Source organism: Micromonospora sp. BQ32 (genome assembly GCF_059358895.1).
In genome coordinates, this window is record NZ_JCADBI010000004.1 from 542,092 (window position 1) to 555,950 (window position 13,859).

Below are 13,859 nucleotides of genomic sequence, written 5' to 3' on the forward strand. Positions count from 1 at the left end.
GCCGTCCATGGCCCTATTGTGCTAGGCAACTAGTGGAATGGGGTGGCAAGGTGATCGAGTTTCACCTGGACGCACGGTCCGGGGTCGCGCCGTACATGCAGCTCATCCGACAGGTACGGCACGCGCTCCGGCTCGGAGTCCTGAACGAAGGCGACAAGCTGCCCACCGTCAAGGAGGTGGTGGCCCGGGTCGCGATCAACCCGAACACCGTGTCCAAGGCGTACCGCGAACTGGAGTACGAGGGCCTGGTCACCGCCCGGCCAGGACTGGGCACCTTCGTCACCCGCACGCTGGGCGGCGACTCGCTGAGCAAGCACGAGCCGCTGCGGCAGGACCTGGCGCGCTGGCTGACCGAGGCTCGGGAGGCGGGCCTGGACGACGAGAGCATCGAGGCGCTCTTCCTGAGCAGCTTTCGGGCGTTTTCGGAGGCCCGAGCATGACTAGCGCCCTGATCGCGGACGGTCTGACCAAGCGGTACGGACGGCGTCCCGCATTGAAGGACTGCACTCTGGACATTCCGGCCGGCCACGTCGTGGGACTGGTCGGGCCGAACGGCGCCGGCAAGTCCACGCTGCTGCAACTGGCCTGTGGGCTGCTCGATCCGACCGCGGGGCGGATCGAGGTGCTCGGCGCACGGCCGGTCAGCGGGTCGCCACAGGTCGGGTTCGTCGCGCAGGACACCCCGGTCTATGCCAACCTGACCGTCGCGGACCACCTGCGGATGGGCAAGCACCTCAACCCGTCCTGGGACGGTGCGCTCGCCGAGCGGCGGATCGCCCAGGTCGGCCTGGACCCGGCACAGAAGGCGGGCAGGCTCTCCGGTGGCCAGCGCGCCCAACTGGCCCTGACCGTCGCCGCGGCGAAGCGCCCCAATCTGCTGCTGCTCGACGAGCCGGTGGCGGCACTCGACCCGCTCGCCCGGCGCAACTTCCTGCAGGGGCTGATGGAGCTGACCGCCGAGCAGGGCATGAGCATCGTGATGTCCTCGCACCTGGTCGCCGACCTGGAACGGGTCTGCGACCACCTGATCGTGCTGGTCGCCTCCCGGGTACGGGTGGCCGGCGACGTGGACGACCTGCTTGCCACCCACCACCGCCTGGTCGGTCAGCGGCGCGACGCCGCCGACCTTGGCACCGGGCGAGCCCTGGTCGAGCAGAGCCACACCGACGTGCAGTCGACCCTGGTGGTGCGCAGCACCGCGCCGATCGTCGACCCGACGTGGCAGGTCGACCGGCTGGACCTGGAGGACATCGTGCTGGCGTACATGAGCGGCGCCACCGGCGACGGGCCGGATCGGGTTCTGGAGGGACAGCGATGATCTGGATGACCTGGCGACAGTTCCGGACCCCGGCCCTGGCCACCGGCGCCCTGCTGGTGGTGCTCCTGGGCGGTCTGGCGCTGACCTGGGCGGAGGTGAGGGAGTTGGCCACGCAGACCGGATACACCGGCTGCCAGGGCGACGCCTGCCGTACCGCTGGCGACGCATTCCTCCAGGCGTTGCAACCGAATTGGGCGAGTGATTTCCACATCGCCGCCATCGGGGCCCTGTACCTGCTGCCCGCCCTGGTGGGCATCTTCTGGGGCGCGCCGCTGGTGGCCCGGGAGTTGGAGTCCGGCACGTACCGCATGGTCTTCAGCCAGTCCGTCAGCCGCGGCCGCTGGCTGCTGGTCAAACTGGCGGTCGGCGGCGGTGCCGCCGCGCTCGGTGCCGGCCTGCTCACCCTGGTGCTGACCAAGTGGGCGCAGCCGATCGACGGGGCCTCGGCGGACCGGATGAACCCGCTGGTGTTCGCGGCCCGGGGGATCGTGCCCGTTGGCTACGCGACGGTGGCCTTCGTGGCGGGTGTCGCCGCCGGGCTGCTGCTGCGGCGGACCCTCGCCGCGATGGCGGTGACCCTGCTGGTGGTGGTCGGCCTCCAGATCGCCGCGCCGTTCGTGATGCGCCCCTGGCTGGCGCAGCCGGTCACCACGATCAGCCCGCTGAAACTTGATGGTGATTACGGGATCTCGATGAGCCCCGACACCGGGCGGATGACGATCCATGTCCAGCCCGACCGCAGAGGTGACTGGGTCGTGTCGAGCACCGTGATCACCTCGACCGGAGCGGAGTTCAACGGTCCAGCCGATATGACCCAGTGCGGTCCGAGGGCGTCCGGTGGGCGTGAGACCTGTCCGAGGTGGCTGGAGAAGCAGAATCTCAGCTCGAAGGTGAGCTACGTGCCCGGCTCGAAGTTCTGGGGCCTGCAGTGGCGGGAGTTCGGCGTGCTGATCGCGTTGACCGTCGTGCTGTCCCTGTTCTCGCTCTGGTGGGTCCGCCGCCGACTGGTCTGACGGCACAGCCGGTGGGGCAGACGGAATCGCCTGCCCCACCGGCCTGTCGGCACACAGCCGATCGGCCCCGTAGCGTCGGGCCGGCCAGGGGGGTGTCAGAAGCTGCTGACCAGTTTCACGAACGCCTCGTCGATCTTGGCGGGATCGGTGGCGTCGAAGGCCTTGCCCGACGATGCTTTCGCGATCCGGTCCAGGGTGGCGAAGTCCGACTCCCGGTCGAAGGCGATGCAGAAGACCTTCACCGGACGCTGCGGGTCCAGGGCGACCTCGGCGAGCAACCGGGCCAGGTCGTTGTCCCGGTTGTACTCGTTCTTGCCGTCGGTCAGCACGACGATCGCGTTGATCCGCTGCGGGTCGTACCGGTCGAGCAGTTCTCGGTGTGCGGCCCGGACCGTCGCGTAGAGCGCGGTGCCGCCGTCGACATGCAGCCCGGCGATCTTACTGTTGATCCGTTTCTGGTCGAACCCGCCGAGCGGGACCTCCTCCCGGTAGGGGCTCTTCGGCCGCTGCCGGGTCTCGGAGGAGAACGACCAGAGACCCACCCGGTCTTCGGCGTTGAGCAGCGCGAGGCCCTTGCCCGCCGCCGCCGCGGCGACCTGGAAACGGGTACGGGTGCCGACCTTGGCCTGCATCGACCCCGAGGTGTCCAGGGCGATCAGGATGTTGGCCTTCTTGCGGAGCGTGCGCCAGCCGTCCAGCATCGCGCCGACCACCTGCGGGTCGGGCGGCTCGAAGTAGCTCAGCCCGCCGGTGGGCTCGGCGCCGACGCTGGCGAGCAGCTCCGCCGAGGCGCGGCGCTCGTGGTCCCGGAAGCCGAGGCGGGCGAAGCTCTTCTGCTGGTCGTCCTCGGTCAGGAACTTCTGGAAGTCGGCCGCGGCCGCGCGCTGCCGCTCATCGGCCGACGGCAGCACCACGAACGGGTGGTCCAGGTTGAACGTCCCCTCCCTGGGGTGGACGGCGACCAGCGGGACATTCGGCCGACGGCCCCGCTCCTGCCCGTCCTGCCGAGGGCTCAGCGCGCCCGTGTTGTAGAGGTCGACCAGCTCCTCCTGCAGGACGATGGCGCTCATGTCGTCCGTGCTGCCCGCGCCGCCGGCCAGGTCCGCCTCGGCGAGGCTGCGCAGCAGCTCCACCGAGTCGTCGCTGTAGTGCGACACGTTGGCCTCGATCCGGCGGACGAACTGGGTGACCGCGGGGTTGGCCAGGTCGGACAGGGTCAGGTCGCTGGCCCGTTGCACCGCCGCGTAGTAGGTGGCGATGGTCGCCGCCAGCCCGGAGGTGGACAGGTTCGGGTTGTCCTTGCCGAAGGTGAAGCGGCCCCACTCCGGCTTGCCGAAGTCCGCCCATCCATCCCGCCCGGAGAGGCCCAGGATCTCTCCCCAGCCCAGCGACCCGCGCTGGCGTACCAGCTCGGCCTTGGGCTGCGGCATCGCGATCACCAGCGGGCTGTTGGCGATCGACGGGTAGCGGTCCGGAGTCTGCCGCTCCCGTCCGGCGGCGTCGTCGAGCAGCCGGAGCTGGCCGGTCCACAGGCTCGACGTCGGAAGCCAGACCTGCGGTTGCGGCAGGCCGGTGTGGGTCCAGCCGGTAGCCAGCGCCTCCGTGGCCTTGCCCGAGTTCAACGCGCTGACGTGCACCTGGGCGCAGCCGCCGCCGTCGATCGACCGGTCGCTGCGGTTGTAGCGCTCGGCCAGGTCGACCAGCAGAGCCGCCTTCTCCGTGGAGGAGTTGACCTGGAGGACGATGGCGCAGTCGTTGCCCGCTTCGCGCTGCCGGACGAACACGAACGCCCCGGCGATGACCACCAGCCCGGCGGTGACAGCGGCGGTGTACGGCAACCACTGCCGCGTACGCGTGGCGGTTGGGGCCATCGGGACGTCCTCCTCGGCGGGCGGCTGGTGGCAGTCAACCTATCGATCCGGCGCCAGCCGGCGACCCCGACCCCGCCGAACGGGTCACCCGCGGTCGGACCGTCCTCCGATGGCCGTCGCGACCAGCAACCGAACCAGGTAGACCACGACGAAGGTGACCGCCCCGACCACGGCGGCCGTGCCGACGGCGCTCGACGCGACGTAGCCGGCGGCGGCGCCAACCGAACCGAGGAAGAGCGCGGTCGAGATGCCCCAGGCGTCACCGGCCTCACCACGCAGCCGCCGCAACGCGCCGTCGCCTCCAGCACCGACGCCGGGCTCCGTCACCGGCACGTGCGCCGGCTGGGTCGGCCGGGCCTGGGTCGGCACCGTCGGCCGGGTCGGTGTCTGCGGCCGCGTCGAGGGCGGCTGCGGTGCCGTCGGCGTGACCTCGGGCAGCGGGTGGTTCGGCGTCAGCGCGCCCGCGGTCTCGTTGCCGACCTCGAGCAGGCTCTGCCGGCGTAGCGGCTCGGTGACCCTGCCGTCCTGCCGGAGCAGCCGCACCAGCACGCGCTCGGCAGCCGGCCGGTCCGCCGGATCCTTGGCCAGGCACTCCCGGACCAGCTCGTCCAGGACCGGAGGCAACGCCGGCAGCTCGGGCGGATCGTGCAGCACCCGGTGCATCACCGCGAAGAGCGAATCATTGCCGAACGGCGGCCTACCACCGGCGGCGAAGGCGATCATGGCCGCCCAGGCGAAGACGTCGCAGGGCGGACCGACCGCGTCGTTGCGGAACCGCTCGGGCGCCATGTACGCGGTGGTCCCCATGACCCGGCTGGACGCCGTCTCGGTGACGCCCAACGCGCGGGCGATACCGAAGTCGATCACCCGAGGACCGTCCTCGCCCAGCACCACGTTGTCCGGCTTCAGATCGCAGTGCACCACCCCGGCACTGTGGATCGCGGCGAGCGCCGTGACGGTACCGACCGCGAGCCGGTGCAGGGCGTTGCCGGTCACCGGGCCGCGCTCGCGTACGTGCCGGTGCAGGGTCAGGCCCTCGATGAACTCACTGACCACGTACGGCTGCTCGCCGTCCACCTCGGCGAAGAGCACCTGAGCGGTGCAGAACGGAGCGACCCGGCGGGCGGCGGCGATCTCCTTCACGAACTGCGACCGTGCCCGTGCATCGCTCAGGTCGATGTTGACCATCTTGACCGCGACCCGGTCGCCGGCGTCGTCCTCACCGAGGTAGACGACTCCCTGCCCACCCGCGCCCAGCCGGCCCACCAGCCGATACGGGCCGGCGGTGACCGGATCGTGCGTCCACAGTTTCGCCAACCCTGGCACCGGCGGGCCGGCCAGCTCTGACATCCCGACTCCATCAGTGTCGTGCCCGGCCACCGGCGGCGGGGCACGGCCATCGTGCCATGCCGACTGCCGGCGACCGAGCACGTTCGACCGTGGACAGCCCGCCCACCGCCGAACCATGCTGGTCGGTGCCCACCCGACCTCAGCCAGCTCTACCGGCGGAAGCCGACCTGGTTCTGCCTGCGGCCGGCGACTCGGCGGAGGGCCAGATAGGTGACCCCTGCGGTCAGCACCCAGGGTGCGGCGACGAGGACCGGGTCGAGCGGGTGGTGTACGCGGTCGACCCGGTTGCCGCGCAGCCGTGACGCAAGCCCGTGGTGGGTGAACTCGCTCAGGACGCCGGTCTCGGTGATCGGGTTGTCAGGACGGCGGGTCAGGAACGAAGCGAAGCTGCTCTCGACCGCGTCCACCCGATCGGCGGCGAGCAGGAGCAGCCAGTGAGCGGCGCGTCCCTCGCTGTACGTGCGGTAGGAGTAGCGGCGGATCATCCCGGACAGCCCCTTGGGCGGGCACGAGGTACCGAACACCGGGGTGAGGAACTTGTGCTCGATCGACCTCTCCCTCGGCCACCTCTCCGGCTGCCGCTCGGGAAACTCCCAGTGCGCACCGTTGAGGGTCGGGTCGAACCGCTCCTGCGGCACCGAGGGTCGGTCCTTCGGGTCGAGGTCGACACCCCACCCGGGAATTCGGGTGCGCAGCTCGTCGCTGGACTCGGCCAGTTTCGGCTTGTCTGCTGTGTAGGCCATGTCAGGCTCCCGATCGAGTCAGGCGGGGTTCGGAACGATCAGCGGCTTGATGCAGCCGTCGAGCTTGGCGGAGAAGATGTGGTACGCCTCGGCGATGTGTTCCAGCGGAATCCGGTGGGTCACGATGTCGCTGGGCTTGAGGTAGCCGTTACGGATGTGCTCGAACAGGCGCGGCCACTGCCGCTTCACCGGGCACTGGTTCATCCGCAGGGTCAGCCCCTTGTTCAGCGCGTCGCCGAACTTGACCGCGCTGAACATTGGCCCGTACGCGCCCATCACCGAGATGGTGCCGCCCTTGCGTACCGAGTCGATCGCCCAGTTGAGGGCCACCGGGGAGCCACCCTGCAGCTTCAGCTTCGTGGCAGTGACGTGCTGGAGGAGGTTGCCGTCGGCCTCCGCGCCGACAGCGTCGATGGCCACGTCGGCGCCCAGGTGGTCGGTGATCTTCTTCAGGTGTACGACGATGTCGTCGTACTCGCCGAAGTTGTAGGTCTCGGCGTGGGCGAACGACGCCGCCTTCTCCAGCCGGTAGTCGAGGTGGTCGATGACGATGACCCGCCCGGCGCCCATCAGCCAGGCCGACTTCGCGGCGTACAGGCCCACGGGTCCGGCACCGAAGACCACGACCACGTCACCCTCGACGATGTCACCGAGCTGCGCACCGAAGTAACCGGTGGCGAGCGCGTCGGTGAGCAGAACGGCGTCGTCGTCGTCCATCCACTCGGGGATCACACTCGGGCCGATGTCGGCGAACGGCACCCGGACGTACTCGGCCTGACCGCCGTCGTAGCCGCCGCAGGTGTGCGAGTAGCCGTAGATGCCCCCGACGGCGGTGGCGTTGGGGTTGACGTTGTGGCAGTTGCTGAACAGCCCCCGGGCGCAGAAGAAGCACGACCCGCAGTAGACGTTGAAGGGAACCATGACCCGGTCACCGGGCTGCACGTTGCGCACCGACGGACCGACCTCGTCGACCACGCCGACGAACTCGTGACCGAAGGTCATCCCGACCCGGGTGTCGGGCATCATTCCGTGGTAGAGGTGCAGGTCGGACCCACAGATCGCCGCACGCGTCACCTTGATGATCGCGTCGTTCGGATGCTCGATGGCGGGACGGTCCTTCTCCTCCACCCGCATCCGGTACGGACCGCGGTAGACCATCGCTCGCATTGACTGCCTCCCGGAGCAGAGGGCTGGCGGATGCGGCGCCCCGGGTCCCGTCCGAAGCGCCGCGAAATTGGTACCCCTGTCTTTTGCCGACAAACCGGAGCTGGGTTGAGCGGTGACTCAGTGCCGGCGTCGCCGGGTTCTTGTCGGCTCCATGCCGCCGGCTTGGGCCCGTGCGGCTGCGGTCCGGTGGCAGAACTGCGCTGACCGTTCTACGCTCTGCTCTGGGTCAAGCCACGTGCCCGACACGATCCCGAGTCTCGGGAGGTCCGCACGTGACCTGACGAGCCAGCAACCGCAGCGGCCGTGAAGGCTCACCTGATGTCCATTGACGCAGGTTTGCGGACGGCTGGCGACCCGCCCGGTCTGAGCGCGACGCGACCTCCCCACGCGGTGGTCGCGACGACGCCCACACCGGACAGCGGAGGAACCATGACCATCACTTCGACAGGCCGGCCCGCACCGACGAACAGCCTGGCTGACCGCAGCACCACGCCTGAGTCGCCGGCCAGTCACCTCCTCGCCGTGATGGTCGCGCTGCCGGTTGGCCACCCGTCCAGGCCCGCCGCCCGGGCCCGAGCCATCGAGGCATGGCTCCCGCTGGCCCATCACCTCGCCCGGCGCTACAACGGCCGCGGCGAGCCGAACGAGGACCTGACCCAGACGGCAGCACTGGGGCTGATCAACGCGATCGACAGGTTCGACCCGACGCGTGGGATCGAATTCGTCAGCTACGCCGTCCCCACCATCGTGGGGGAGATCAAGCGCCACTTCCGTGACCGCACCTGGGACGTCCGCGTTCCCCGGCGGCTGCAGGAGCGGCGCATGGCCATCGGCGAGGCCAACAACAGCCTCACCCAGCTGCTGGGCCGCTCGCCGACCGTCGCCGACATCGCCCGACACCTGGACCTCACGGAGGAGGAGGTCCTCGAAGGGCTGGAAGGCGCCCGCGCCTACAACGCGGTCTCACTGTCCACCCCGTTCGGCGATGGCACCACGTCCAGAGAACTGGGCGACACGCTCGGCGGCGACGACAACGAACTCGCCCTCGCTGAGCTGAGGGTGGCGCTCACGTCGGCGCTGGCGTGCCTTGACGACCGGGAACGGAGGGTCATCGCCCTGCGCTTTCACGGCAACCTGACCCAGCAGGGCATCGCCGAGCAGATCGGGGTGTCACAGATGCACGTCTCCCGGCTGCTGACCCGCGCGCTGGCCAAGCTGAGGGTGCAGCTCACCGCCATTTCGTGAGGTGCGGGCGGGTGGGTCCCGGACGACGGTGCCCTCGCTGTACCGGCATTGGCCGGGTGGCGCCGATGAGGTGTGATCTCGGCAGCTGGTCCAGTGCTCTAGGTTCCGGGCATGGGCCGGCTGTCGTGGTCTCTGATGAAGGTCGCGGCCTCGATGAGTGACCTGCCGGTCTCGGCCGCCTTCACCCGCAGGATCAGGTAGGCCTCGTCGGCGGTGCTGTGTCGCTGGTGCATGATCATGCCGAGGGCCTGCTGGATGACGGCACGCACGGCGAAGGCTTCGATGAGCCCGCTGACGAGTTCCTCGGTGCCCGGGTCCGACGACGGTGGGTCCATGGCTCGGGGATGGGTGCCCTCCGGGTCGTACACGGCCAGGACTCGGGCGGTCAGCGGTGCCATCGTGTCCGGATCATGGCCGTAGAGGTTGAGCGCGGCGACGGGCACGCGGGCGCCGGCGAACAGCGGGATAGACAGCGATGCTCGCAGACCCAGCCTCAGCGCCGCCTCGCGGAACCCAGGCCAGACCATTGTCGCCGCGATGTCCGGCACGGCGACGGGCACACCGACGTCGAGCGCGTCCAGGCACGGCCCGGTCTGGTCGGCGTACTGGGCACGGTCGACAGCGAGTGCGATCTCGCTGCTCATGGCGACCGTTGTCGGCGCGTCGCCGCGCGTCCGGGTGACCGACGCGTAGCTCACCGGAGCCACGAGGTCAGCGGTGAGCTGCACGATCCGCTGCAGCAGATCATCGATCAACGACGCGTCGCTCGGGGTTTCGGCGAGACTGACCAGAGCGCCCGCGAGCGAGCCGCGCACTTCCCGTCGGGATCCCGGCGGTGAGTACGGTGGCTTCGCCATAAGAAATCTCCTTCGACACTCGAGGGTCCAGTGCCCCGACGAGGGCCGACTTACGCATCATCCGAGCAGCCGGCTGAGCCCAGTGCTCTACAGGAGTCCGCCGGACTGGCCGGTCGCGCCCCGGCTTTCGCTGCAATTCGAGCAGCAAGATGCAGGTGACCAGCTAGCGTGAGCTATCGCTAGCGGCGTTGCCGGCTCTGTGACGATGGTCGTGACGTCATAGCCTGGGGCAAGCTGGGGCGCGGTTCGCGACAAGTGCCCCGGTCAGGCCCCGGCCGGTAAGAAATCCCGTCCGGGGCGGCCCTAGTTGAGGGAGCAGCGGGATGGCTGGCAGTGACAGCGATGCGGGCAGCAGCCAGTCACGGCCCGTAGAGGTGGACGATCTCGCGGCGAAGCTGAGTGAGCTGGCCCGGACGTTGCAGCACGTGGACAGCGTGGAGGCGACGCTGCAGGCGATTGCCGGCGCAGCGGTGGGCACGGTGCCGGGCGCGGAGTACGCCGCGGTGGCGATGTCGGGCGCGCAGCACCTCGAACAACTCAATCAGGCGATCTCGGTGCGGGACGTCATCGGGCAGGCGAAGGGCATCCTGATGGAGCGTCACAAGCTGACCGCCGATCAGGCATTCGCTGTCCTGGCGCGGGCCAGTCAGAACACCAACCGGAAACTCGTCGACGTCGCGAGGTACCTGACGACGACCGGCCAACTGACCCACCGCACACCCCGGTAATCGCCGCCTCCGTGTCCCTCATGCTCTGGATCGAGGAGGCGGGGACAGGTGCTCGGGCACGCCGAGGACGCCCAGTAGTCCGGTGATGGCCAGGACCCGGTGCACGGTCGGAGTCAGGTTGCGCAGACGCAGCTGGCATCCTGACTCGTGGGCGTTGTCGCGGCAGGTGAGCAGGCACCTGATGCCGGCAGAGTCGATGAACGTCACGCCGGCCAGGTCTACGTCTATGCCTCGGAGGTCCTGCTCGCGCAGGATGCCCTGCACAACCTGTTCAAGATGATCAGTGACGCATCCGTCCAGCTTACCGACGGCGGTGATTCGGGCCCGCGCCGAGGCTTCGAAGAGCACGTCGACCCGCAGGAGGCTCTGCTCAGTCGGGCATTGACCGGGTAGGTAAGGGTGCACGAGGTGCCTCCCGCAAGAGCGGCGGTCATGTTCCCTCGCTGCTGAAGGTAGAACTTGTTTGACGGCAACTATGCACCTCTACCGCTCCGCCGTCCACCACTGGTGGCCGGTTCCGGGGCGATGACCTGCCGGCTCAGGGCTTCCGGATCGACGCGTGCGGGCGACGAGGGCCGCGGCGACGTCGCGAAGTTTGCGGTTGGAGTTCTGAGAGATCTTCGCGAGGATCGCGAAGGCATCGTCGGCGGTGCAGCGTCGCTCGCCCGTGATGATGCCCTTGGCCTGCTCGATCACCGCGCGGCTCTTCATCGCGGCCTGCATGTGCTGCGCCAGGGTCACCTGGGTGTCGTACAGGTGAGCGTTGGTCATAGCCACGGCGGCGTAGTCGCCGACGGTCTCCGCGAGGGTCACCGCCTCGGCGCGGAAGGCGTCGGATCGGGTGGCGTAGAGGTTGAGCGCCCCGGTGACAGATTCGTGCGTCGGCAGGCCGATAGACAGGGAACTGTGCGCGCCGGCGGCGACGGCTTGGCCGGCCCAGTCCGGCCAGCGGCTCTCTGTCGCCATGTCGACCACGTGGACGGTGACGGTGGCCGCTGCCGCCGCGAGACATGGGCCGTGGCCCTGTTCGTACTGCGCTTCGTCCAGCGCGAGGGCAAGTTCGCCGGTGAAGGCCGCGGTGTGCGCGCCGCCGGCCCCGACCAGCGTGACCGAGACCTGGTCGGCGCCAGGAACGGTCCGGGTGGCGAGGTCGGTTACTCGGGACAGGACACCGCTGAAATCCGTTTCGCTGAACTTGATCCGACCCAACTCCGCGAAGGCAACGGCAGGCAGCAGCGGGTCTACGTCACTCATGTCTGGTGTCCCTCAGAAGGGCACGTCACAGACGCTCCAGCGGGCGCCCGGGCATGCGGATCACTGCAGGGCACCCAAACGAGCAACCCAGGAACCGCGCCGCTTCATGACGCCGGATCGCCGACACCCACAGAGGCGTCGACCACAGACGAGCCAGCATAGCGCCTAGATCCAGTTCCGCCACATGCCCCACTCGCCCAGGTGCGGAAGCTCCCCCGTTCGCCATACCCCGTGGTGTTGGCTGCGCTCGGCGAGTTGCCTCAGACCAGCAACCACCGTCGAGCCATGATCAGCTCACCGATGGGCTACCGGTTGCGGCCAGCGGGTGCCCGAAGGCTTAATCCGACGGTGGTTGCCGGCGGATGACCAGCAGAGCGATGTCGTCGACAGGGTGCTCCTCCGCGGTGGTGGCCATGATGTGGTCGCACAACGCCTCGGCGGGCCCGGACTGCACGGCGTCGGCGAGGCGCTCGATGCCGGTGTCGATCAGCTCGCTGCGACGTTCGATGAGTCCGTCGGTGTAGAAGACGAGCGCCGCGCCCGGCGGTAGGTCCAGAACCGTGGTGCGGCGGTTGGCTGATGGTCGGCCGACACCGAGTGGCCGATCCACCGTCAGGTTGACGGGCTGGGTGGGATGACCGGGGACAGCCAGCAGCGGTGGTAGATGGCCTGCGGAGGAGAGGTGCACCCTCGTGCGGTCGGGTGTGATCAGGGCGTAGACGGCGGTGGTGAGGGTGCCCGCTTCGAAATGGTGGATCTTGCGGTCGAGGGAGGTCAGCGCCTGGGCGGGATCGTCGGAATCGAGCGCGTAGGCGCGTAGCGCGCTGCGGATGCGTCCCATGACGACGGCGGATGGCAGCCCATGGCCGGAGACATCACCGATGACCGCGCCCAGCCAGCCCGAGGGCAACGTGAACACGTCGTACCAGTCGCCGCCGATACCCAGGTCGTGGCCGGGCACGTACCGGGCGGCCAGGTCCAGGCCGGGGATCTCGGGTAGCCGGCCGGGCAGCAGGCTGTGTTGCAGGGCCAGCGCTGCCTGCCGGTCGAGGACCTGCACTCGGGCCTGAGCCGCCAGGCTGGCGCGATCGGCGACGAGCTGCAACAGCTGCACGTCGTCGGGGCCGAACTGCCGCAGTGCCAGGGAGCCGACGTGCAGTACGCCGACGAGGTTGCCGTTGGCAATCATGGGAACGCCCAGCAGGGCACGGATGCCCGTGGCGAGCAGGATCGGATTCACCACGTCGTCGGGCGTGACGTTGTCGATCGTGACCGGGGCGCGTGTCGCCGCGACTCGGCCGGCGAAGCCGCGTCCGACCCGGATGCGGAAACCGCGGCGCACTTCCTCCTCCAGGCCCTTGGCCGCGGTCGCGACGAGCTCGCCGGTGTGATCGTCCAGCAGCAGAATGGTGGCGGTATCGACCTTGAGTAGGTCCCGGACCCGTTCCAGTAGCTCGTCGAGCAACTCGGCGATGTTCAGCCCGGACAGGGCGGCATCGGTGATCGCCTCGATACGTCTCAGCCGCTCGTCGTTGGTCACCAGTTCGGCATCGGGCACCCACGCAGCCTAGACGCCGGCACGCAGCCGACGGCACATCAGGAGCGAGATCAACAGTGTCGCGCCGTCGGTGTGGGGTACCTTCCCATGTCACATCGATGCAATGGTCGCCGGGTGAACCCGTTGCGGAGCGCTATCCTCCCTCGTGCCACCGGCTCCACGTCCGACAGGGAGGGGAAGCAGTGGGGAACCCACCGCTCGGCCACCATGCCCCCACCGCCAGGAAGCCCCTGTTCTCGACGTCGTTCGCCCTCGCCGACCTCAACCGCGTCCGAGACGAGGTCGAGGTCGTCGGTCGCCAATGCGGCCTTGACCACGACGAGATCGAGAATTGGGTCATCGCTGTCAACGAACTGATGATCAACGTGATCCGGCACGGGGGAGGCACAGGTTGCCTCCGCCTGCTCCTGGACGGTCAGCTCACCTGTGAAGTCACTGACCAGGGGCGGGGCTTCAACGCCGCTCGCTACGTTCCGTGCGCTGAGCGACCGCCCCTGTCCGGTACGGGCGGAATGGGCTTGTGGGTGGTCGGACAGATGGCCGACTACCTCCTCGTCGACAGCGGACCCACAGGCACCACCATCCGCATCGCGGCACGGACGCGCGGTACTTCGGGACGGCCCTGACCGGCGCGGCCCGGTGATCCGGGAAAATCGTTCAGCAGTCGAAATAGAGCGTGAACTCGTGCGGGGTCGGGCGCAGACGCACCGGGTCGACCTCGTTGGCGCGCTTCCAGTCGACCCAGGTGGAGATCA

General features: G+C 69.2%; 14 protein-coding genes. 6 read left to right on the forward strand and 8 right to left on the reverse strand.

All coding sequences use genetic code 11. The features are described from left to right. The first annotated feature begins 50 nt into the window (after nt 1-50). From AC5L30_RS11985 to AC5L30_RS11995, 3 genes are read left to right on the forward strand one after another with little or no spacing between them, the layout of a single operon-like run. A complete protein-coding gene (locus AC5L30_RS11985; RefSeq protein WP_494867160.1) occupies nt 51-440 on the forward strand; it encodes a GntR family transcriptional regulator in 390 nt (129 codons plus the stop codon). Continuing rightward, entirely contained in the window at nt 437-1,318 is an 882-nt protein-coding gene (locus tag AC5L30_RS11990) for an ABC transporter ATP-binding protein (RefSeq protein ID WP_494867161.1), read from the forward strand. Before AC5L30_RS11985 ends, AC5L30_RS11990 begins: the two co-directional genes overlap by 4 nt. Beyond that, a complete protein-coding gene (locus AC5L30_RS11995; RefSeq protein ID WP_494867163.1) occupies nt 1,315-2,331 on the forward strand; it encodes an ABC-2 membrane transporter-related protein in 1,017 nt (338 codons plus the stop codon). The genes AC5L30_RS11990 and AC5L30_RS11995 overlap by 4 nt, the downstream gene beginning before the upstream one ends. Before the next feature lie 95 nt (nt 2,332-2,426). Here the strand turns inward: AC5L30_RS11995 and AC5L30_RS12000 are convergent, their stop codons facing one another. The 4 genes from AC5L30_RS12000 to AC5L30_RS12015 form a co-directional block, all read right to left on the reverse strand. Further along, on the reverse strand, nt 2,427-4,202 hold the full coding sequence (locus tag AC5L30_RS12000; protein WP_494867164.1) for a vWA domain-containing protein: 1,776 nt from the start codon (nt 4,200-4,202) through the stop codon (nt 2,427-2,429). An 84-nt stretch (nt 4,203-4,286) separates the two neighbouring features. After that, entirely contained in the window at nt 4,287-5,552 is a 1,266-nt protein-coding gene (locus tag AC5L30_RS12005) for a serine/threonine-protein kinase (protein WP_494867165.1), read from the reverse strand. Between the two features lie 149 nt (nt 5,553-5,701). Then, nucleotides 5,702-6,295: a hypothetical protein gene (locus tag AC5L30_RS12010; protein WP_494867166.1), complete on the reverse strand. Its 594-nt coding sequence runs from the start codon at nt 6,293-6,295 to the stop codon at nt 5,702-5,704. Nucleotides 6,296-6,313: 18 nt separating this feature from the next. Continuing rightward, nucleotides 6,314-7,462, reverse strand: coding sequence for a zinc-dependent alcohol dehydrogenase (locus AC5L30_RS12015; RefSeq protein ID WP_494867167.1), 1,149 nt, complete (start codon nt 7,460-7,462; stop codon nt 6,314-6,316). Nucleotides 7,463-7,891: 429 nt separating this feature from the next. On the opposite strand from AC5L30_RS12015, the gene AC5L30_RS12020 reads away from it, so the two are divergent. Then, complete coding sequence (locus AC5L30_RS12020; protein ID WP_494867168.1) at nt 7,892-8,707, forward strand: SigB/SigF/SigG family RNA polymerase sigma factor; 816 nt, start codon at nt 7,892-7,894, stop codon at nt 8,705-8,707. 98 nt (nt 8,708-8,805) lie between these two features. On the opposite strand, the gene AC5L30_RS12025 is transcribed toward AC5L30_RS12020, so the two are convergent. Further along, on the reverse strand, nt 8,806-9,564 hold the full coding sequence (locus tag AC5L30_RS12025; RefSeq protein WP_494867170.1) for a GAF and ANTAR domain-containing protein: 759 nt from the start codon (nt 9,562-9,564) through the stop codon (nt 8,806-8,808). A 323-nt stretch (nt 9,565-9,887) separates the two neighbouring features. On the opposite strand from AC5L30_RS12025, the gene AC5L30_RS12030 reads away from it, so the two are divergent. After that, on the forward strand, nt 9,888-10,292 hold the full coding sequence (locus AC5L30_RS12030) for an ANTAR domain-containing protein (RefSeq protein WP_494867172.1): 405 nt from the start codon (nt 9,888-9,890) through the stop codon (nt 10,290-10,292). Between the two features lie 18 nt (nt 10,293-10,310). On the opposite strand, the gene AC5L30_RS12035 is transcribed toward AC5L30_RS12030, so the two are convergent. The 3 genes from AC5L30_RS12035 to AC5L30_RS12045 form a co-directional block, all read right to left on the reverse strand. Then, on the reverse strand, nt 10,311-10,697 hold the full coding sequence (locus AC5L30_RS12035) for an STAS domain-containing protein (RefSeq protein ID WP_494867174.1): 387 nt from the start codon (nt 10,695-10,697) through the stop codon (nt 10,311-10,313). Between the two features lie 78 nt (nt 10,698-10,775). Further along, nucleotides 10,776-11,546: an ANTAR domain-containing protein gene (locus AC5L30_RS12040; RefSeq protein ID WP_494867176.1), complete on the reverse strand. Its 771-nt coding sequence runs from the start codon at nt 11,544-11,546 to the stop codon at nt 10,776-10,778. A gap of 337 nt (nt 11,547-11,883) precedes the next feature. Further along, nucleotides 11,884-13,104 carry a PP2C family protein-serine/threonine phosphatase gene (locus AC5L30_RS12045; RefSeq protein ID WP_494867177.1) on the reverse strand — a complete coding sequence of 407 codons (1,221 nt, stop codon included), beginning with the start codon at nt 13,102-13,104 and terminating at the stop codon, nt 11,884-11,886. A gap of 182 nt (nt 13,105-13,286) precedes the next feature. On the opposite strand from AC5L30_RS12045, the gene AC5L30_RS12050 reads away from it, so the two are divergent. Beyond that, nucleotides 13,287-13,730 (forward strand): ATP-binding protein, encoded by a 444-nt coding sequence (locus AC5L30_RS12050; protein ID WP_494867178.1) that lies wholly within the window; start codon nt 13,287-13,289, stop codon nt 13,728-13,730. The last annotated feature ends 129 nt before the right edge of the window (nt 13,731-13,859 follow it).